This window comes from Pseudomonas sp. PA-6-3C (assembly GCF_021605825.1).
In the GTDB taxonomy this organism is placed as follows: Bacteria; Pseudomonadota; Gammaproteobacteria; order Pseudomonadales; family Pseudomonadaceae; genus Aquipseudomonas; species Aquipseudomonas edaphica.
On the sequence record NZ_WKDV01000024.1, the window covers coordinates 77,036 to 95,376 of the forward strand.

General features: G+C 60.8%; 22 protein-coding genes. 11 read left to right on the forward strand and 11 right to left on the reverse strand.

Going from position 1 to position 18,341, the window contains the following annotated elements; translation table 11 throughout:
* Positions 1-289 precede the first annotated feature (289 nt).
* The gene (locus GIW48_RS17175; RefSeq protein ID WP_026013479.1) at positions 290-877 is read right to left on the reverse strand and encodes an NUDIX domain-containing protein; all 588 of its coding nucleotides are present in this window, start codon (positions 875-877) and stop codon (positions 290-292) included.
* 113 nt (positions 878-990) lie between these two features.
* Between GIW48_RS17175 and GIW48_RS17180 the strand changes: the two genes are divergently transcribed.
* Positions 991-2,130: a GGDEF domain-containing protein gene (locus GIW48_RS17180; protein WP_099548699.1), complete on the forward strand. Its 1,140-nt coding sequence runs from the start codon at positions 991-993 to the stop codon at positions 2,128-2,130.
* On the opposite strand, the gene GIW48_RS17185 is transcribed toward GIW48_RS17180, so the two are convergent.
* Entirely contained in the window at positions 2,109-2,978 is an 870-nt protein-coding gene (locus GIW48_RS17185) for an SDR family NAD(P)-dependent oxidoreductase (RefSeq protein ID WP_236462419.1), read from the reverse strand. The genes GIW48_RS17180 and GIW48_RS17185 overlap by 22 nt on opposite strands.
* Positions 2,979-3,140: 162 nt before the next feature.
* On the opposite strand from GIW48_RS17185, the gene GIW48_RS17190 reads away from it, so the two are divergent.
* Positions 3,141-4,079 (forward strand): alpha/beta hydrolase, encoded by a 939-nt coding sequence (locus GIW48_RS17190; RefSeq protein WP_017134483.1) that lies wholly within the window; start codon positions 3,141-3,143, stop codon positions 4,077-4,079.
* Between the two features lie 192 nt (positions 4,080-4,271).
* On the opposite strand, the gene GIW48_RS17195 is transcribed toward GIW48_RS17190, so the two are convergent.
* The gene (locus GIW48_RS17195; protein WP_236462423.1) at positions 4,272-5,432 is read right to left on the reverse strand and encodes an alpha-hydroxy acid oxidase; all 1,161 of its coding nucleotides are present in this window, start codon (positions 5,430-5,432) and stop codon (positions 4,272-4,274) included.
* Positions 5,433-5,553: 121 nt separating this feature from the next.
* Here GIW48_RS17195 and GIW48_RS17200 point away from each other — a divergent pair, with 121 nt between their 5' ends.
* Entirely contained in the window at positions 5,554-6,339 is a 786-nt protein-coding gene (locus GIW48_RS17200; RefSeq protein WP_138450257.1) for a DeoR/GlpR family DNA-binding transcription regulator, read from the forward strand.
* Positions 6,340-6,563: 224 nt separating this feature from the next.
* Here the strand turns inward: GIW48_RS17200 and GIW48_RS17210 are convergent, their stop codons facing one another.
* Together GIW48_RS17210 and GIW48_RS17215 are read right to left on the reverse strand one after the other, a co-directional pair.
* On the reverse strand, positions 6,564-6,995 hold the full coding sequence (locus tag GIW48_RS17210) for a hypothetical protein (protein WP_017134486.1): 432 nt from the start codon (positions 6,993-6,995) through the stop codon (positions 6,564-6,566).
* A gap of 2 nt (positions 6,996-6,997) precedes the next feature.
* Complete coding sequence (locus GIW48_RS17215; RefSeq protein WP_017134487.1) at positions 6,998-7,222, reverse strand: hypothetical protein; 225 nt, start codon at positions 7,220-7,222, stop codon at positions 6,998-7,000.
* Between the two features lie 213 nt (positions 7,223-7,435).
* On the opposite strand from GIW48_RS17215, the gene GIW48_RS17220 reads away from it, so the two are divergent.
* Positions 7,436-7,996 carry a type 1 glutamine amidotransferase domain-containing protein gene (locus GIW48_RS17220; protein ID WP_017134488.1) on the forward strand — a complete coding sequence of 187 codons (561 nt, stop codon included), beginning with the start codon at positions 7,436-7,438 and terminating at the stop codon, positions 7,994-7,996.
* A 106-nt stretch (positions 7,997-8,102) separates the two neighbouring features.
* Here the strand turns inward: GIW48_RS17220 and GIW48_RS17225 are convergent, their stop codons facing one another.
* On the reverse strand, positions 8,103-8,306 hold the full coding sequence (locus GIW48_RS17225; RefSeq protein WP_017134489.1) for a hypothetical protein: 204 nt from the start codon (positions 8,304-8,306) through the stop codon (positions 8,103-8,105).
* A gap of 201 nt (positions 8,307-8,507) precedes the next feature.
* Between GIW48_RS17225 and GIW48_RS17230 the strand changes: the two genes are divergently transcribed.
* Positions 8,508-8,762 (forward strand): hypothetical protein, encoded by a 255-nt coding sequence (locus tag GIW48_RS17230; RefSeq protein WP_099548702.1) that lies wholly within the window; start codon positions 8,508-8,510, stop codon positions 8,760-8,762.
* A gap of 1 nt (position 8,763) precedes the next feature.
* Here the strand turns inward: GIW48_RS17230 and GIW48_RS17235 are convergent, their stop codons facing one another.
* The 3 genes from GIW48_RS17235 to GIW48_RS17245 all read right to left on the reverse strand — a co-directional run bounded on the left by GIW48_RS17235 (position 8,764) and on the right by GIW48_RS17245 (position 10,582).
* Positions 8,764-9,336 carry a cytochrome b gene (locus GIW48_RS17235; protein ID WP_017134491.1) on the reverse strand — a complete coding sequence of 191 codons (573 nt, stop codon included), beginning with the start codon at positions 9,334-9,336 and terminating at the stop codon, positions 8,764-8,766.
* Positions 9,337-9,593: 257 nt separating this feature from the next.
* Positions 9,594-10,136, reverse strand: a complete 543-nt coding sequence (locus tag GIW48_RS17240) for a putative natural product biosynthesis protein (RefSeq protein ID WP_170038481.1) — start codon at positions 10,134-10,136, stop codon at positions 9,594-9,596.
* Between the two features lie 62 nt (positions 10,137-10,198).
* A complete protein-coding gene (locus GIW48_RS17245) occupies positions 10,199-10,582 on the reverse strand; it encodes a DUF2946 domain-containing protein (protein ID WP_236462426.1) in 384 nt (127 codons plus the stop codon).
* A 180-nt stretch (positions 10,583-10,762) separates the two neighbouring features.
* Between GIW48_RS17245 and GIW48_RS17250 the strand changes: the two genes are divergently transcribed.
* The 4 genes from GIW48_RS17250 to GIW48_RS17265 all read left to right on the forward strand — a co-directional run bounded on the left by GIW48_RS17250 (position 10,763) and on the right by GIW48_RS17265 (position 14,763).
* A complete protein-coding gene (locus GIW48_RS17250; protein WP_017134494.1) occupies positions 10,763-11,371 on the forward strand; it encodes an SCO family protein in 609 nt (202 codons plus the stop codon).
* Positions 11,371-11,847, forward strand: a complete 477-nt coding sequence (locus tag GIW48_RS17255; RefSeq protein ID WP_017134495.1) for a copper chaperone PCu(A)C — start codon at positions 11,371-11,373, stop codon at positions 11,845-11,847. Before GIW48_RS17250 ends, GIW48_RS17255 begins: the two co-directional genes overlap by 1 nt.
* A gap of 281 nt (positions 11,848-12,128) precedes the next feature.
* Positions 12,129-13,757 (forward strand): argininosuccinate lyase, encoded by a 1,629-nt coding sequence (locus GIW48_RS17260; protein ID WP_236462429.1) that lies wholly within the window; start codon positions 12,129-12,131, stop codon positions 13,755-13,757.
* Between the two features lie 91 nt (positions 13,758-13,848).
* Positions 13,849-14,763 carry a LysR substrate-binding domain-containing protein gene (locus GIW48_RS17265; RefSeq protein WP_236462432.1) on the forward strand — a complete coding sequence of 305 codons (915 nt, stop codon included), beginning with the start codon at positions 13,849-13,851 and terminating at the stop codon, positions 14,761-14,763.
* Here GIW48_RS17265 and GIW48_RS17270 read toward each other — a convergent pair.
* Positions 14,717-15,652, reverse strand: coding sequence for a LysR family transcriptional regulator (locus GIW48_RS17270; RefSeq protein ID WP_099548708.1), 936 nt, complete (start codon positions 15,650-15,652; stop codon positions 14,717-14,719). The two genes, GIW48_RS17265 and GIW48_RS17270, sit on opposite strands and share 47 nt — an antisense overlap.
* A gap of 86 nt (positions 15,653-15,738) precedes the next feature.
* Between GIW48_RS17270 and GIW48_RS17275 the strand changes: the two genes are divergently transcribed.
* Complete coding sequence (locus tag GIW48_RS17275; RefSeq protein WP_236462435.1) at positions 15,739-16,770, forward strand: NADP-dependent oxidoreductase; 1,032 nt, start codon at positions 15,739-15,741, stop codon at positions 16,768-16,770.
* Here the strand turns inward: GIW48_RS17275 and GIW48_RS17280 are convergent.
* Entirely contained in the window at positions 16,757-17,086 is a 330-nt protein-coding gene (locus tag GIW48_RS17280; protein ID WP_099548710.1) for a DHCW motif cupin fold protein, read from the reverse strand. The genes GIW48_RS17275 and GIW48_RS17280 overlap by 14 nt on opposite strands.
* 140 nt (positions 17,087-17,226) lie before the next feature.
* Here GIW48_RS17280 and GIW48_RS17285 point away from each other — a divergent pair, with 140 nt between their 5' ends.
* On the forward strand, positions 17,227-17,709 hold the full coding sequence (locus tag GIW48_RS17285) for an HIT family protein (protein WP_236462438.1): 483 nt from the start codon (positions 17,227-17,229) through the stop codon (positions 17,707-17,709).
* The last annotated feature ends 632 nt before the right edge of the window (positions 17,710-18,341 follow it).

Genomic DNA, 18,341 nt, shown 5'->3' on the forward strand with positions numbered 1-18,341 from the left:
GATCTGAGGCGCCCCGTTAACCACGATGGCCGAACGCAGGCTTGAATCCGTGGGTAACCCGGCAGGACGCCGGGTTAGCCGCGCTGGGCCAAGGATGGCCCATCGCGGCGGCCCACGGATTCAAGCCGGAGTGAGGGCACACCGAGCATTAGCGAGGTGCCGAGTGGTGGGGCGAAGACCTTTTGGTTACTTTTGGGGCGTTTGCCAAAAGTGACCCGCTGTAAGAGCGGAACCATAGGCCGCCGTGACCGCAGCAACGGATATGTACTCAATCAACCCACTCACTCACTCACCAGCCATCTTTAAGCATCCGCAATTCCAGATGCTGCAACAGCATAATGGTCTTGCCATCGACAATCTCCCCACTCTGCACCATCGCCAGCGCCTGCTCAAACCCCAACTCCAGCACTTCAATATCCTCGCCCTCCTCCTCCAGCCCGCCCCCCGTACCAATCTGATCCGCCTGCGTATACTCACCGATAAAAAAGTGAATCCGCTCAGTCACCGAACCTGGACTCATAAACGCCGCATAGATTTTTTCCACATGCCCCACGCGATACCCGGTCTCTTCCTCAGCCTCCAGGCGAATACGTTCTTCAGGACTGGCATTGTCCAGCAACCCGGCAGCCGTTTCGATCAAGTAGCCGGGGTAATCGTTGACAAACGTAGGCATGCGAAACTGCCGGATCAACAGCACCGTGCGCTGCCCACGGTTGTACAACAGGATGGTCGCGCCATTGCCCCGGTCATACACCTCACGAGTCTGGGCCTGCCAGCTGCCATCCTGGCGACGCAGGTCGAAGCTGTACTTTTTCAAGTTGTACCAGCTGTCTGAAAGGGTTTCTTCAGCGGTGATGCGAATAGGGCTGTTGTCCATGGTCGGGCCTTTGCTCATAGAAGCCGGGAGCATGTCGCGCCAGCAATACCAGCGTCAAGCGGCCTGCTTACGGATACAATCGCCACCCAGGAAGGATCGCCAGGTTCACGCCAATGATGCTGCACCTCCCGACGCTATTGATGGTAGCCATGTTCGTGTTCGGCCTCATGGGCCTGCTCACGGTACATGCCTGGAGTCGTGGCCGCGAACCGACCCTGGGCTATCTGGGCAGCATGCTGCTGCTCGCCGCCCTGGGCACCGGGCTGATTGTGGTGCGCGGCGTGGGCATGGACTTTGTCGCGCTGGTCATCGGCAACGTGGTGCTGCTGCTCAGCGCCGCCATGAACTGGACCGCCATGCGCACCTTCGTGCAACAAAAACCCAATGTACCGGGCATCCTCGCCGGCGCCGTCCTGTGGTTGGTGATGTGTTTGGTGCCGCCGTTCTATGGCTCGCTGTCGGCGCGCGTCACCCTGTATTCACTATTGGCTGCCGGCTACGGAGTGCTGTCGGCGCTGGAGCTGTGGCGCAAGCGCAAAAGCCTGGAAGTGGCCTACGTGCCGGCCCTGGTGCTGACGTTGTGGCACACCGGTTTTTATGGCGTGCGCGCTTTTACCGACCCTGGCCTGCCGATCAACAGCGAACGGGCCTCGGAGAGTGAAAGCACGCCGTTTTTTGCATTCATGCTGTTTGAGTCGATGCTGTACGCCATCGGTATCGCCTACGTCACCTTGGCGATGGTCAAGGAGCGCGCCGAGTTGCGCTTCAAGGCCGCCGCCTTCAGTGACGCGCTGACCGGCATCGGCAACCGCCGCGCCTTTATGCTCAAGGGTGAACACCTGCTGCACCGCCATCAATGCGCGGCCCTGTTGCTTTGCGACCTGGACCACTTCAAACGCCTGAACGACAGCTTCGGCCATCCCATGGGCGACCAGGCGTTGATTGCCTTCAGCCAGGTGCTGCAGGACGCGTTACGCAACGAGGATGTGTTCGCACGCATTGGCGGCGAAGAGTTCGCCTGCCTGTTGGCAGGCAGCGATGAAACCGACGCGTTGGCAGTGGCCGAGCGAATCCGCCTGGCATTTGCGCGGTTGGAATTGCTGGCGCCGGGCTTTCTGAGCGTGAGTATCGGCATCGTCACCACCCAGGCAGCGGGCAGTGACTTATCGCATTTATTGTCCCAGGCCGACCAGGCGCTGTACCTGGCCAAGGCGCAGGGGCGTAATCGGGTTCAACTGGTCACGCCGGCCTGAGCCAGCGGCTGCTTGATGCGCGACCACGCGGCGGCGACTTCTTGCGCATTGGCCGCCTTGATGCGTGCGAGATTGCGCGGGTACTCCACGCCTGGGTTTTCGGTGAAGCGCGTGGCGGTGAATTGACCATTGCTGGCGCGCAGGATGTAGCCCGTGTCCTGACACTGCCCAGAGGCCAGGAACACTACGCCCGGCGTCACCCACTCTGGCTTGAGTTCATCCGGTTCGTCGGTCACGCCCCACATGCGCGTCTTGGCCACCGGCGAGATCGCGTTGACGTTGATGCCGGCCTCGGCGCCTTCATGGCTCAGTGCATTCATGATGCCCAATTGCGCCATCTTGCCGGCGCTGTAAGCCACCAGCCCGGTTTGCTCGTACTCCACGTACATGGCGCGGTCGGAGGTGGTCAGGATAATGCGCGGCGCCGCTGAGCGCAGCAGGTGCGGCCAGGCGTGCTTGCACAGCCAGAGCGGCGCGTAAAGGTTGATGTCCATGGTGCGCTGGAGGAACGCGGCGTCGAGGTCGGCGATGTTCTGGTAACCGACCCAACCGGCGTTATGGATCAGGATATCGAGCTGGCCGTAAGCCTCGATGGTGAAGCTGATCAGTTGTCGGCAACCCTCGTCCGTAGACAGGTCGCCGCCATGCCCGAGCACCGCCAGCCCTTCGGCCTGCAAGGCTGCGGCCGCCGCGTGCACCACCGATGCATCAGTGCCGACGCCTACCTTGTTGGCGCCGATATCGCTGATCACCACCCGCGCGCCACCTTGGGCCAGCGCCCGTGCATAACTGAGGCCCAGCCCGCGCGCGCCGCCGGTGATGATTGCCGTTTTGCCGGTGAAATCCATGTCTGTGCTCTCCTGTTCGGCCGCCCACCCTAACAACCCGAGCAGAGGTTGTTCAAGGCAGCAACACTTTGCAAGCAATCCCCCTCTACGGCCGTCGAATTAATGCCTGCCGGCCCACGCCATCTGGTAAAACGCCTGCTTCGCCTTTGTCCTGGAACCTTCATGTCCTCTCGTTTTCTGTCCCGCCTGGGCCTGCGCTGGGTTCCCCTGCTGTGCATGGCCATCCTGATTGTCGGCCTGCCGGTGGGCTGCGCCGTGCTGCAACACAAGGAGCGTGAGCTGGTGTTTCGCATCGAGCCGGGCACCGCCGGCTGGTACACCGGCCTGCCCAAGGCGGTGCAGGAATTCGATATCAAGCCGGCCAGTTTCAAATCGGGGCAGAATCTGCACGGCTGGTGGTACCCGGCCGGCCACAAGGATGCGCCGGCGATCCTCTACCTGCACGGCGTGCGCTGGAACCTTACCGGGCAGTTGTTTCGCATTGAACAGCTGCACGCGCTGGGCTTCTCGGTGCTGGCCATCGACTATCGCGGGTTTGGCCAGAGCCACGGTGATTTGCCGTCGGAAACCAGTGTGTATGAGGACGCGCGCATTGCCTGGGAACGTTTCCAGATATTGCAGCCCGACCCCGGCAAACGCCTGATCTACGGGCATTCGCTGGGCGGCGCCGTGGCTATCGATCTCGCCGCTGAGCTGAGCAAACAAACGCCTGTGCCGGTGCGCGGGCTGGTGATCGAGTCCACCTTTACTTCCCTGGGGGATGCGGCCACCGCCGTGGCCAATACCTCATTGCCGGTGCGTTGGCTGCTGTCGCAGAAATTCGATTCCATCGACAAGATTGCCGACGTGCACATGCCGCTGCTGGTGGTGCACGGCCTGGCCGACCAGTACGTGCCACCGCGTTTCAGCCAGCAGTTGTTTGAAGCCGCCCAGGAGCCCAAGCGGTTGCTGCTCGTACCCGGCGCCACCCACAACAACAGCATGAGCCTGGCGGGTCGCAGTTATGGCCAGGCCCTGGAAAAACTCATGCAGGCGAAGATGCCAGCAACGACGCCAGCAACCATCGCCACGCACTCCACAGGTCGTGACGGCGAGTCGTAATAGCAGTTTTCGGCACTGGGTTCGCGCTTGGCTGTCAAGCGCCAACCCTGCCCATACTGGCCCAAAACAGAATCTGATCAAATATTAACCGAAGGTTAAATCGCCAACCCTGCCGGGCCTTCGCAAAGTTATCCACAGAGATACCCACGGTTTTCGTGGACAACTCTTTTTACTTTTTTACGATTTTTTTGCTCAGCAAACCCCTGTGGGAAAGCTACCCCGCAGCAAAATCTCGCGATTCACATCGCGTATATCGTTATAGCCACACAGTGCCATCGACACATCCAGCTCGCGGGCGATGATGTCAAGCGCCTTGGTCACACCGACTTCACCCAACGCGCCCAAACCATACAAATGCGCCCGGCCGATCATGGTGCCTTTGGCCCCCAATGCCATGGCCTTGAGCACGTCCTGGCCGGAGCGAATGCCGCCATCGAGCCACACTTCAATCTGCTCGCCCACAGCCTCTGCAATCGCCGCCAATTGGCTGATGCTCGACGGTGCGCCATCGAGCTGGCGCCCACCGTGGTTGCTCACCACCAGCGCATCCGCACCGCAATTGGCGGCCAGCCGCGCGTCTTCCACATCCAGGATGCCCTTGATAATCAGCTTGCCGCCCCAGCATTGCTTGATCCATTCCACATCGTCCCAGCTCAGGCGCGGGTCGAATTGCTGGCCGATCCAGGATGACAGCGAAGTGATATCGGCCACGCCTTTGACATGCCCGACGATATTGCCGAAGCCATGGCGCTTGGTGCCGAGCATGCCCGCCACCCAACGCGGCTTGGTCAGCATATTGAGGATATTCGGCACAGTCAGCTTGGGCGGCGCCGACAAGCCGTTGATCAAGTCTTTGTGGCGTTGGCCGAGGATCTGCAAATCCAGAGTCAGCACCAACGCGTCCACACCGGCAGCCTTGGCGCGCTCGATCAACTGCTGCATAAACACGCGATCACGCATCACATACAACTGGAACCAGAACGGTTGGCCAACGTGGGCGGCGATGTCTTCCAGCGAACAAATGCTCATGGTCGACAAGGTATAACGCACGCCAAAAGCGGCAGCCGCGCGGGCAGTGAGGATCTCGCCATCGGCATGCTGCATGCCCGCCAGCCCAGTGGGCGCCAAAGCCACGGGCATGGCCATGTCCTGGCCGATCATGCTGGCGCGGATTGAACGCTCATCGATATTGCGCGCCACCCGCTGACGAAATTGGATGCGGGCAAAATCGCTTTCATTTGCCCGGTAAGTGCTTTCAGTCCAGGAGCCGGAGTCGGCGTAATCGTAGAACATCCGTGGGACACGTTTTTGCGCGAGCCTGCGTAAATCTTCGATGGTTGTGATCAACGGCATCTAGGTCACCTCTCCCTGAACTGAGCCTGGAGAGTAACCGCCCATCGGCTTGGTAACCAGCCATTGCGTTTGCGTGGACGGGTGATTAATCTTGCACAAACACGCAAAAAGACGCACAAACATGCATAACACACATCAAGCTATCGACCTGCCTTCATTGCGCAAACAGAAGATTTTGCTGCTGCTGGAGCGCGACGGCAAAGTCACTGCGTCAGAATTGGTCGAGCACTTCGCCGTGTCCCAGGACACCATCCGCCGCGACCTCGGCGAACTCGCCGCCGCCGGGCTGCTGCAACGCGTACACGGCGGCGCCCTGCCCCGGCCCAAAGACACCGGCAAGGATTTTTTCACCCGCGTCGGCGAGACCAACGAAGCCAAGCGCCACCTCGCGCAACTCGCGGCGGACCGCGTAGAAGACGGCCAGATTGTGCTGTTCGATTCGGGCTCAACCACGCTGCGTATTGCCCAGTCATTGCCGCACGCCATTCGCCTGACGGTGGTCACGCCGTCACCGATGATTGCCATCGCCTTGGCGGACCACCCAAATGTCAAAGTGATTTTGGCCGGTGGCCAGATCAACCCGGCGACCCTCTCCACCAGCGGCCACGAAGCTGTACGCCTGATTCAGAGCATCCAGGCAGACCTGTTGTTTACCGGTGTCTGTGCATTGCACCCGCAAGTGGGCATCACTTCGCTGCACTTCGATGAAGTAACGGTCAAACAAGCCCTGCTCGACAGCGCCTCCCACGTGGTGGCCGTGACCATGGCCGACAAGCTCGGCGCGGTAGAACCCTTTGTGGTGGCGCCGTGCAGCCGTATTCATACGCTGATCACCGAGTGGCATGTGCCGAGTGTCGAGGCGTATGAGCAACTAGGCCTGGAAGTGCTGCGGGTAGAGGTCGAGTAGCAACAAGCCATCGGTCACGGCGTGATTGAATCAGCAGGCAGCCCAGTTGCTCCCCCAAGTTCAAGCAGTGTTCAAGGAACTCATCCAGTACCGTCTCGCAGTGCTGCAAGCGCAGTTCATGGGTGATGCCCTGGGCGCCTTGACCGAAAACCGAACGCCCGCAAAGTCCGGCCAGTGTGCGCGCGGCAGACTCCAGCCGGCACAGCGCACGAATAGCGGTGCCATCAAAACAGAACCTTGGCCGCGTCACGCATGAAAATCTCGATGGTTTTTGGCCCCACGCCGTCGAATTCGGCCAGGCGTTTTTCGAAGGCCTCACGGTTTTCGCTGGCGCTGCGCATGTGGCTGATCTTGCCCGCGTACTCGGCATTCAACTTGGCGCTGAGGTCCAGCAGACGCTGCGCTGTGCTTTCGTCGTAACGCACGTAATGGGCACGCCCGAGCATCGAAACCAGCTCACGCGACGTGCAATGTTGCAACTTGCGTGCAGTGTCGCGGCCCTCTTGCTCCACGATCACCTTGTAAGCCTGCGCCGCGATGGGCGCCTGAATACGCTTGCCCATCAGGAAGCTGGCGATAAACCACTTGAACAGGCTGGCATCATCGTCGGGCGCAAGCTCAATGCCCAGTTCAGACGCCGTGATCGAACGGGCCATGCTCAGTGGCCCAGCTTGCGCTCGGCCTTGGCAGCCTGCTCGTTGATGGCGTCAGTCTGGCGTTCGGTGTCCTTGATCGACGTGGGCGTCAACACTTTGTCCACGGCTTTGGTCTTCGGGTTGGGCTGTTCCAGCGTCTGCCCCTTGGCAGGTTGTTGACGGCCTTTCTGGGCATCTTCAGAGCTGATGGGTTCCGGGGTTTTGTCGACAGTCTTGGGATCGGTCATGGTGAGTCTCCAGGCAATTGAAGGCCCGCAAAAAGCAGCAGGCGTCTATGCAGCAGAGGCCAGCGCTTTTCGATAGTTCAGGATTTTTGCAGGTCGGCCCTCCTCGAAAACCACCCAAGAAAAAAGTCCAAATTAATTTAAACCTTTGCCGCCCACGCTCGATCCACTCTCCCACACCGCATGATTAATCCATCCAGCAGGAGAGACTCGACCATGAGCTCACAACTCAACGGCAAGAACATCCTCATCATCACCTCCAACACCGGCATCGAGCGCGACGAGCTGCTCAAGCCTCTGCAAACATTGCGTGGCTATGGTGCGACGGTGACGCATGGCTCCAGCAAAGGCGGCACCGTGCAGACGTTCGTCGGCGACACCGAGAAGGACCAGACCGTGGAATCCGAGGTCAAGCTGTCGCAGGTGCTGAGCAGCGACTTCGACGCGCTGGTGATTCCCGGTGGCACCGTGAATGCCGACACCCTGCGTCAGGACGCGGCCGCATTGAAGCTGATCAACGACTTCGTCAAAGCCGGCAAAACCGTCGCCGCCATCTGCCACGGGCCATGGGCGCTGATCGATGCCGGCGTGATCGAAGGCAAGACCCTCACCGCGTACAAGAGCGTGCGCATCGACCTTGAAAACGCCGGCGCTGCAGGCGTGGTAGATGCCCAGGTCAAGGCGTGCAAGGCCAATGGCTGGACCTTGATCACCTCGCGCACACCGGATGACCTGCCGGCATTCAACGAAGCGATTGCCAAGGCGGTCGCGGGATAACGGGCAGGCTTGAACGCAAACAGGCGCCCGGGGGCGCCTGTTTGCTGTGTGGCTTGTGTTCAGTGTTTACGGTGCTATTTATGGTGCTGGTTATTTACGGTGCTATTTATTTACGGTGCTGGGCCATCTCACGTTTTGGCCCGAACATGGCCCAGGCAATCAGCCCGAACAACGGCACAAAAATCAGAATGATCAACCACAACCCCTTGGTCTCCCAGCCGCCGGTGCTGCGCAACACGATGTTGATCGCCCACAATTCCAACGCCAGCAAAATCACCGCCAGCACGATCCAGATATAGTCTATTTGCATGCATCACCTCCTGAGGTCGTATGCATTAGGTCAAGTGATCGGCGTGAGGGTTCATTAAAAATGTCGGTTCATGGCCTTTCGTCGTGGCGGCGAAAAAAATCAAAACTTTGCCGGATCCCCTGCACTCCCAATTAATGCCTCCCTTCGGATTCAGAGCAAGGGCAGCTTTTGACAGGTGAAGCATGGAAAAGGATTCTCGTCATGAAGACCGGTATTTCCTGCAAGATCGTGTTAGTGATTTGCCTGACCGGGTGCTTGGCAACCCCCGCCTACGCAGCCTTCGGTGATGCCGTACCCGGTTCGGCCCTGCCTCCGGGCACATACCCCAGCAGCCCGTCGGACAGCAACAAAAAAGCTGAAACGCCGCCGAAGGAAAAGACCTCCTCCAGCGGCACGTCAACTCAGCAGCAAGGCGGGAAGAAGACCCAGAAAAAAGCCCCAAAAAAAGGCCGTTGACCTAGCGCCATAACCGGCGTGCGCCTCCCGTCATGCGTCGCAACACCTGCGGATTGCCGCGCAGAGAATGCACGATCACCATGCCGATATGACCGACGATCAACACCAGCATTGTCCAGCCCAGCAAGCTATGAAAATTGCGCCCCAGGTCAATCATCCACTGGATTTTATCGCCCTCGAAACCCGCCATTATCGGCAGGCCAAACGCCGAAAACTCACGACCGGAGCCGTACTGGCGTACCAGCCCGATAACAGGGATAAGGAACATCAGCGCATACAGCACAGCATGCCCGACAGCAGCCGCACGGTTGAAACTCGGCGGGCGGTTGTGCCGGTTCAGCAGGTTCCAGCCGGCTCGCAGTATCAGCAGCACCAGCAAAAGCAGGCCCGCCGACTTGTGATACGGCCATAGCCACTTGTCCAGCGCAGAATCGGAGGACAGGAAGTGGACAACCGCCGAGCAATAACTCCAGGCAAACACAATTGCCATCAACCAATGCAAGGCCCGACTGACCGGGTCGTAGCGGTCGCTCGCGCAGAAGGAATGGGGCATCTCATCAGAAGTTTTCGTCATCTCAGCCTCTTATTAGTCTGTGCATTACAAAGACCGTGAAGATGGCATTCCCGGCAAAAAAATAGAATTGATGAGGATGCCCGCACGGAACATCAGGCCGTTTCCTACGAGATAATGGGACGCTCTTGTAGGCGGCGCGGTCAGCCCGTAAGAAAGAGCGAGGGCTGCTGCGCAGCCCAACGCAGGGCAAGCCTGCTCGCCACAGTGACGATGATCGTTCTGGAGCCACAGTGTCACCCAATGGGTTCGCCAGAACCTCAAGGCACCGGCAACCAGCCGCGGAAACCGTTTTTGGCCAGCGGGCACCAGGCAAAGTCGCCTGCCGGGTCCGGCAGTATCTGATGCTCAACGCCCGCCAAGGCGCTGCCCTTCCAGTCGAACACCCTTGCGTCTCGCCAGGCCAGGACCACGCCCTGGGCGTGGCTTTCATCGGCATTGATCCAGCGTGCTGCCGCGGCCGCCATAAAGGCTTCGATCGGCTCCTCATCGATGCGCGTCCGATACGAGGACGCCAACAGCCAGCGGCACACATTCAGGTGATAGGTCCAATCCTGGGCGACCTGGTTGCGATAGGCCCAGGTCATAAAGCTGCGGAACAAGTTCAAGCCCTCCGGCGGGTCGAGCTTGAGCAGCGCCGGGCAGATATCGAACAAGGTGTGCCAATACGGCAACAGGCGTGCATCCAGGTGCACGAAGCAGCGCGAATTGCTCGGGTATTCGGGGCGCAAGGGTTCCGCGCGCAAACGCCGGGATGCCTTGCTGACCAGGCGGCTGGCGCCTGCTGGCAAAGGTGGGTTCATGAAACGCACTCACAGTCGTGACGATAGAACGCCTCCTGATCACAGGAAGCCCAAGGCACACGTCAGAAAGTGGGGGAAGCGCGAGGGTTGGCCGACGGCCAGCAATAGCGTGGCGGTGCCTTGTTGCGCCGTTCATGGGCCGGGCGCGGGGTTTGCCCAAGGCCGAGCAGCCAGGCCAGGCCGATCATGAACACGATGGCCACGGTCACGGCCGCGCACACCGGGCAGGCAAAGTAGTTCGAGATGTTGCTGGAGGCCGTGTTTGCTGACCCTTTGTCGGAAAGCGGCGCCTGGCTGCCGTCCGCCGAACAGAACGCCCCGCCGATACCATTGAGCTGCAGGCCCATCATCTGCCCATGCCCCAAACCGCAGACGAACAGGTTCATCAGCACGCAGAAGTACAGGGCCCAGGCGATCAGTGAACGGTCGGGGTGGCTCAATTTCATGGCGGCGACTCTACCACCGAAGCCGCAAAAGGATGAAGCGCCACGCGCCCCTGTGGCAGAACGTCGCAGATTACGTGGGCTGGCCGGGGTTGGTAGACTGTGCGCCCGCATCATTACTCCTTTTCAAAGCCTGAACTGTAGATCCAGAGCAATGCAGGCGTTTCACAGGATGCACAGTTGATGAGTACGTTATTCACCCGCCGCAAAGTGCTGACCGGTATGGGCCTGCTGGGCCTGGGCAGCCTGCTGGGCGGCTGTGACTACAGCCCCAAGCTGAACTTCAAGTACGGCAAGGACCTCAGTGACAAGATCATGGGCCGCACCTTCAAGCTCAAGAACACCGACGGCGAAACCGTCACCCTGAGTTCGTACCGTGGCCTGATGCCGGTGGTGTTCTTCGGCTTCACCCAATGCCCGGCCGTGTGCCCCACCACCCTGGCCCGCGCCGCCCAGGCCAAGAAGCTGATGGGCCGCGATGGCAAAATCATGCAGGTGGTGTTTATCACCCTCGACCCCGAGCGTGACACACCCGAATTGCTCGACCGCTACGTCAAGGCCTTCGACCCCAGCTTCGAAGCGCTGTATGGCACCCCGGAAGAAATCGCCGTGGCCGCCAAGGAGTTCGGAATCTTTTATGAAAAGATCCCGGCCGGAGACACCTACACCCTGTCCCACACCTCCACCAGTTTCGTGTTCGACACCCGCGGCAATCTGCGCCTGGGCCTGTCGGCATCCCTTACCGCTAAAGAGTGCGCAGAAGACCTGCTCACCGTCATGGAGGTCTGCTAATGACTGCCGTTCAAACCCTCAAGCGCCTGACATTCGGCCTCACCTTGCTGGGCCTCGCGGCGCACGCCAGCGCCCAGGTTCAGGTCAGCGATGCATGGGTACGCGCGACCGTGGCGGGCCAGACCTCCAGCGGCGCGTTCATGACCGTCACCGCCGACAGCGACAGCAAATTGCTCAGCGTGAAGTCGCCTGTGGCCAAGGACGTGCAGATTCATGAGATGAGCATGAAGGACGACGTGATGCGCATGGGCCCGGTGGATTCGGTGGCCCTGCCTGCCGGCAAAGCGGTCAAGCTCGACCCGGAGGGCTACCACGTGATGCTCATGGGCCTCACCGGCCAGATCAAGCAAGGCGACCAGGTGCCGTTGACCTTGACCGTGGAAAACGCCAAGGGTGAGAAGCAGACCGTTGAAGTAACAGCCCCTGCCCGCGCGCTGACCGATATGGGTGACATGGACCACAGCAAGATGCACTGAGAACCGCTGATGAATGTGGGAGCTGGCTTGCCTGCGATGCAAACACCTCGGTGTGTGAGGTAGACCGCGTTGATGCCATCGCAGGCAAGCCAGCTCCCACAGAAAAGCAGTTCGCGGCGCACACAAATGTGCTTTTGATCTTAATCTGGCAAGTGCTATCAGCCATATCCAAAACCTCTGCCATCAACACTTTCTATATATTTTCAATCTACCCGCACACCCGCTAGCCTGATTGCGCCGCAACGACGGCCCATAATTCCAACAATAAATCAGGTGTCCCCGTGAACAACACATCCCCCCAACGTGCTGTGAAAAGCCTGCTTTCCCTTGCCGTGGCCTTTGCCCTGTTCAACAGCCTAAGCGCCTATGCCGCCAACACCGGCGAGCTGCCCTGCACCACCACCGAACAATGCGCGGCCCAAGCGGCCAAGGTCGGCGCCACGCCCGACAGTTCCCAAACCGAACACAAGGCCAAGGGCGACCCCACCCAGACCCAGTTCGCCTGGCTCAACCGCATCAACAAAGCCTCGATCGTGATGCTCACCGAAGCAGGCATCGTCAAACCCGAGATGGGCCAGAAGATCGCCGGCGGTGTGCGCTACGCCATCGCCCAGGCCGACCAGCCCGGCGGCACGCGCCCCAGCGATGTGCTGCAACTGGAAAAAATCATGACCGACAAGATCGGTCCCGAAGCCTCATTGATCCACTCCGGCCGCAGCCGCCAGGACATGCTCGCCACCTACCGCCTGGCCGCCCTGCGCAGCCAGGTGCTGGCCTACAGCGAAGCGCTCAACGCCACACGCCAGCGCCTGCTGAACATCGCCGACAAAAACGTCGACACCCTGGTGCCCGCCTACACCAACGGCGTGCAGGCCATGCCCATCAGCTATGCGCATTACCTGCTGGCGTTTGAAGCCGCCTTCGACCGCGACGGCCAGCGCATCCGCGAGCTGTACACACGTTTGAACCAAAGCCCGATGGGCACCGCCGTGCTGGCGAACTCGGCGTATCCGCTGAACCGTGAGCGCCTGGCCGAGCTGCTGGGCTTTGATGGCGTGCGCGAAAACTCGCTGGATTCAAGCCAGGTCTCGACCTATGACATTCCCATCGAAGCGGCCAATATGGCGTCATCGTCCGCCATCCGTGTGGGCGCGATGATTGGCGATATCCACACCCAGTATCATCAGATTCGCCCCTGGCTGTTGCTCGATGAGGAAGCCACCTACACCAGCAGCGCCATGCCGCAAAAACGCAACCCGGGCTTGCTGATGCGCGCGCGTGAGAGTGCCTCTGACGTGGTGGGTCTGGCCCAGGCCGTCACCTTGCGCGCGCATAACGTCACCACCGGCATGACCGACTACAAGTTCGCCTTCGACTCGCTGGGCGTGTTCCGCTCGACCCAGGAGATGTTCCACAGCCTCGACGCGGTGCTCGACGCGCTGCAGATCAACCCGCAGCGCGCGCTCGAAGAACTGGAGTCGGAATGGACCACCTCGATGGAACTGGCCGACACGCTGGAGCGCCAGTACAAAGTGCCGTTTCGCATCGGCCACAGCTTTGCCTCGCTGATCGTCACCGAAGCGCGCAGCAACGGCACCACGCCGAAGACCTTCGCCTATGCCGACGCGCAGAAGCTGTATAGCCAGGCGGCGGACAAGTACAAATGGACGCCCAATACCCTGCCGCTCGATGAAGCAGGTTTTAGAGCGGCGCTGTCGCCCACCAACATGGTCCAGACCCGCAAAGGCACCGGCGGCCCGCAGCCACAGGAGGTCAAGCGCATGCTGGTGGAGGCGCGCAAGACGCTGCAGGCTGATCAGCAGTGGCTCAAGGAGCGGCATGAAAAGCTCAAAGGCGCCGAAACCCATCTCGACCAGGCCTTCGACAAGCTGGCCGACAGCAAACGCTGAACGGATTGTGGTGGTCGCAGGCTTTGGGCATATTGACGGCCGGGCCGCTTGCGGCCGCCCACCACTGCGTCTTGTCACGGGATAGGCCACCATGGAACTTCGCCATTTACGCTATTTCATCATGGTGGCCGAAGAACGACATTTCACCCGTGCCGCCGCACGCCTGAACATGCAACAACCGCCCCTGAGCCAGCAGATTCGTGCCCTGGAGCAGGAGCTGGGGTTCGATCTGTTCAAGCGCCACCCCAAGGGCGTGGACCTGACGGCCGGCGGCCTGGTGTTTCTTGAAGAAGCCCAAGCTATTCTGGCGCGTGTCGAGCATGGGGCACTCAAGGCCTCCCGCGTGGCCCAGGGCATCGAGGGCACCCTGGCCATCGGCTTCACCAGTTCGGCCGCCGCCCACGCGCTGATCCCGTGCATCATCCGCGCCTACCGCGAGCGCTACCCGGCGGTAGAGCTTTCGATCAATGAAGGCAGCGCCCGGGAATTGACCGAAGACGCCATCGAAAAACGCATCGACGTCGGCATCCTGCGCGCCCCGGTCAGCACCCATCAAAGCCTGAGCTTCCACCGCTTGCTCAACGAAGAAATGCTGCTGGTCCTGCCCACCGGCCACCCGTTGCTGGACACCGCCGGCAGCGCCATCCCCATTGGCGCACTCAAGGACGAACGCTTTATTCTGGTACGCCGCCCTGGCGCGCCGGGCATGTACGCCAACTTGATCACCGCCTGCCAGAACGCCGGTATCGAACCCAGGATTGCCTTTGAAGTGGAACGCATGCTGACCAACGTCAGCCTGGTGGCGGCCGGTGAAGGCATCTCCGTGGTGCCGGCGTCGATGCGCGATGTACACCGTGACAGCGTGGTGTATTGCCGAATCAAAGACGCCAGGCCCAAGCTGCTGGCGCCGATTACGCTGGTGCGGCGCGCGTTTAATCCGTCGGCGCCGTTGCAGAATTTTATTGGGCTGGCGCGGGAGTTGGGGGCGGTGTATCGCAAAGGCTGAGACCCTTCACCCTCGGTTGCGTCATCAAATGAAACCCCTCGCTGAGCAATTCGACCGTGGCACGGATGCTTTCGGTCTGGCGCGGCACCGCGAACAACCCATAGTTGACGCTCAATGCGGCATTGCCAGCGGGCGCCAGCGCAATCACGCGCATGGTGTGCGGGTTGATATTGTCGGCAGGCAACAGGGCAACGCCCAAACCGTTTTCGACAGCCGCGCTGATCACACCGACGTTCGGGCTGGTGACGGTCACGCGAAAGTCGCGACCGGCCGCCAGTAATGCGTCGAACATCAAGCGTCGCCACGCGCAAGGCTCGGCGTACACGATCACGTCCAGAGGCAGCGCCGGATCGACTTCATCGTCAATCGCGCACACCCAATAAAGCGGCACATTCCAGGTGCGCACCGGGTCGGCGGCGAATACCGAGCTGACGCCGATGGCCACATCCAACAGGCCGTCGTGCCAGCGCTGCGCTAACGCATCGCCGTGGTCCACGGTGATTTCCATGTGCATATGCGGGCAGGTGCGGCGCAAACGGCCCAGCGCCGCCGGCAAGGTAGTGACCGCCACGTCTTCGGACAAGCCCACGCGCACAGTGCCCATCACCGTACGCTCCTTCAGGCGTGTGGCGACCGTTTCACCCAGGGCCAGGATGCGTGTGGCGTAGCTGAGCAACAACTCACCCTCGGTGGTGGGCACCACGCCACGCCCAGTTCGGCGCAGCAGGCGTTGCCCAAGCAGCTCCTCCAGACGGCGAATCTGCGCACTCAGGGCCGATTGCGCCCTGCCCGCCTGCTGGGCGGCGCCACTGAGGCTGCCGTGGTGGCACACCGCAACGAAAGTGCGCAGCAAATACGGTTCGAAGGCATCGGATATCATGTTTGGCATAACTCTGAATCAACTGTTATGAGCCTACCTTGATAGCTTGCCCATGGCTACGCTGCTCAGCCTGTTCAATCAGTGAGTAATACGCCATGAACCACACCGAAAACACACGCATCGTTTTGGCCGCACGCCCCGACGGGCGCCCGACAACCAGCGACTTCCGCCTGGAACACTCACCGGTCCCCGAACCCGCCGACGGCGAAGTGTTGCTGGAAAACCTCTACCTGTCCCTCGACCCCTATATGCGCTGGCGCATGAGCGCGGCCAAATCCTATGCCGAGCCGGTGGGCATTGGCGAAGTGATGGTGGGTGGCACCGTCGCGCGCATCAAACAGTCGCGTCACAGCGATTGGCACGAAGGCGATACAGTGCTGGCCTACGCCGGTTGGCAGCGTTTTGCCTTATCCAACGGCCAGGATTTGCGCCGCCTCGACCCCAGCATCGCCCATCCCACCACTGCTCTCGGTGTACTCGGCATGCCGGGATTTACCGCCTACGCCGGGCTGCTGAATATCGGTAAGCCAAAACCGGGCGATACCGTCGTGGTGGCAGCGGCCAGTGGCGCAGTCGGCTCGGTGGTCGGCCAGATCGCTCGGCTGCAGGGTGCCCGCGTCGTGGGGATCGCCGGCGGCGCCGACAAGTGTGCTTTCGTGAAGGATGAACTGGGCTTTGACGCAGTCATCGACCACCGCGCCCCGGACTTTGCCGAGCAACTGGCCAAGGCCTGCCCGGACGGCATTGATGTGTACTTCGAAAACGTCGCCGGGCCGGTGTGGGACGCGGTACGCCCACTGCTCAATAACTTCGCGCGGATTCCGGTGTGCGGGCTGATCGCCCACTACAACGACGGCGCCATCCAGCACGCACAGGCCGACCGGCTGCCGGCGACGATGCATGACATCCTCGCCAAGAGCCTGACGGTGCGCGGGTTTATCCAGACCGAATTTGTCGACCAACAACAAGACAGGTTCTTGCAGGAAGCTGCGCAGTGGATCGCCGAGGGCAAACTGAAATTTCGCGAAGACACCATCGACGGTCTGGCGCAGGCACCTGAAGCGTTTATCGGGCTGCTGGAGGGGCGTAATTTCGGCAAGTTGATCGTGCGCCTCAATCCACAATAAACAGCTTCGCGCCACTGTGGGTGGATGAGCGATGGCCTTCCATGTCATTGCCCACCTGGTAACTCATCCCGGCCGTCAGCGTGAACTGGCGGCCGTCTTCCAATTCCGTGTGCAATTCCCCTTCAAGACACAGCAATACATGCCCGCGCCAGCACCAGTGATCGGCCAGATAGCCAGGGGTGTACTCGACCATGCGCACGCGGGTGGTGCCGAAGTGGCAGGTACGCCACAGGGCATTGCCGGTAAGGCCCGGGTGAAGTTCAGGCTCGACGGTGGACCAGTCGGTGGTGCCAAACGGGACAGCGGTGAGTTCCATGGTGGGCTCGGTCGTCAGTTAACGTGGCACGACACTATCCCCCTGGCACACGCAGCGACAGACACAGATCACCAGCTTTTGTGAGATACAGGCGCCCACGCTTGTTATCCTGCCCATCCTGCCCTCATGGACGCGTGCTTATGCAGATCGACCCCGCTTTCATCCTTCATGAAACCGAGCACTGGCGGCTCAACCATCATCTGGCGTCAAAGCTGCCGGGCTACCTGATGCTGGGCGCCAAAGCGCAGATCGACTCCCTGGCGGCTATGCCCGAGGCCGCGTTGGCTGAACTGGGTGGCCTGCTCGCCAAAACCCAACGGGTGATGGAGGCACAGCTGCGGCCGAAGTGGCTGTATATCAGCCGCTACGGACACATGCCGGGCTTGCCGCTGCACTTTCACTTCATCCCGGTGCATGACTGGGTGGAGCAGGCGTTTTGGCGGGATGAGCGCTATCGGGTGCTGCAAGGTTTTGGCTCAAAGGAACAAGGGCTGACCGATGGGGCTGAGCTGACGCTGTTCGTATGGCGCGAATTTGGCGAGAGCCTTACGCCGCCACCCGTCCAAGGTCCCACCGTGGAACAGGTTATTCAAACACTGCGCACAGCCTTCGGCGCCGAATGAAATCAACGGTGGGAGCTGTCGAGCCCCAGCCAGGCTGCGAAGGCGGCGGCACAGGCAACATATAAGTAGCCTGACCCACCGCTTTCGCAGCCTCGCTAAAGCTCGACAGCTCCCACAGGGAATCGGCTGTGTTGGTTAGATCTCAGTTCGCAGGACCATCGCGCCATACACAAATCCCCCCAGCAACAAAGATCCAATGGGGGAGCTGTCGAGCCCCGGCGAGGCTGCGAAGGCGGCGGCACAGGCAACATATAAGTAGCCTGACCCACCGCTTTCGCAGCCTCGCTAAAGCTCGACAGCTCCCACAGGGGATCAGCTGTGTTGGTTAGATCTCAGTTCGCAGGGCCATCGCGCCATACACAAATCCCCCCAGCAACAAAGATCCAATGTGGGAGCTGTCGAGCCCCGGCGAGGCTGCGAAGGCGGCGGCACAGGCGACATATAAGTAGCCTGACCCACCGCTTTCGCAGCCTCGCTAAAGCTCGACAGCTCCCACAGGGGATTGGCTGTGTTGGTTAGATCTCAGTTCGCAGGGCCATCGCGCCATACACAAATCCCCCCAGCAACAAAGATCCAATGTGGGAGCTGTCGAGCCCCGGCGAGGCTGCGAAGGCGGCGGCACAGGCGACATA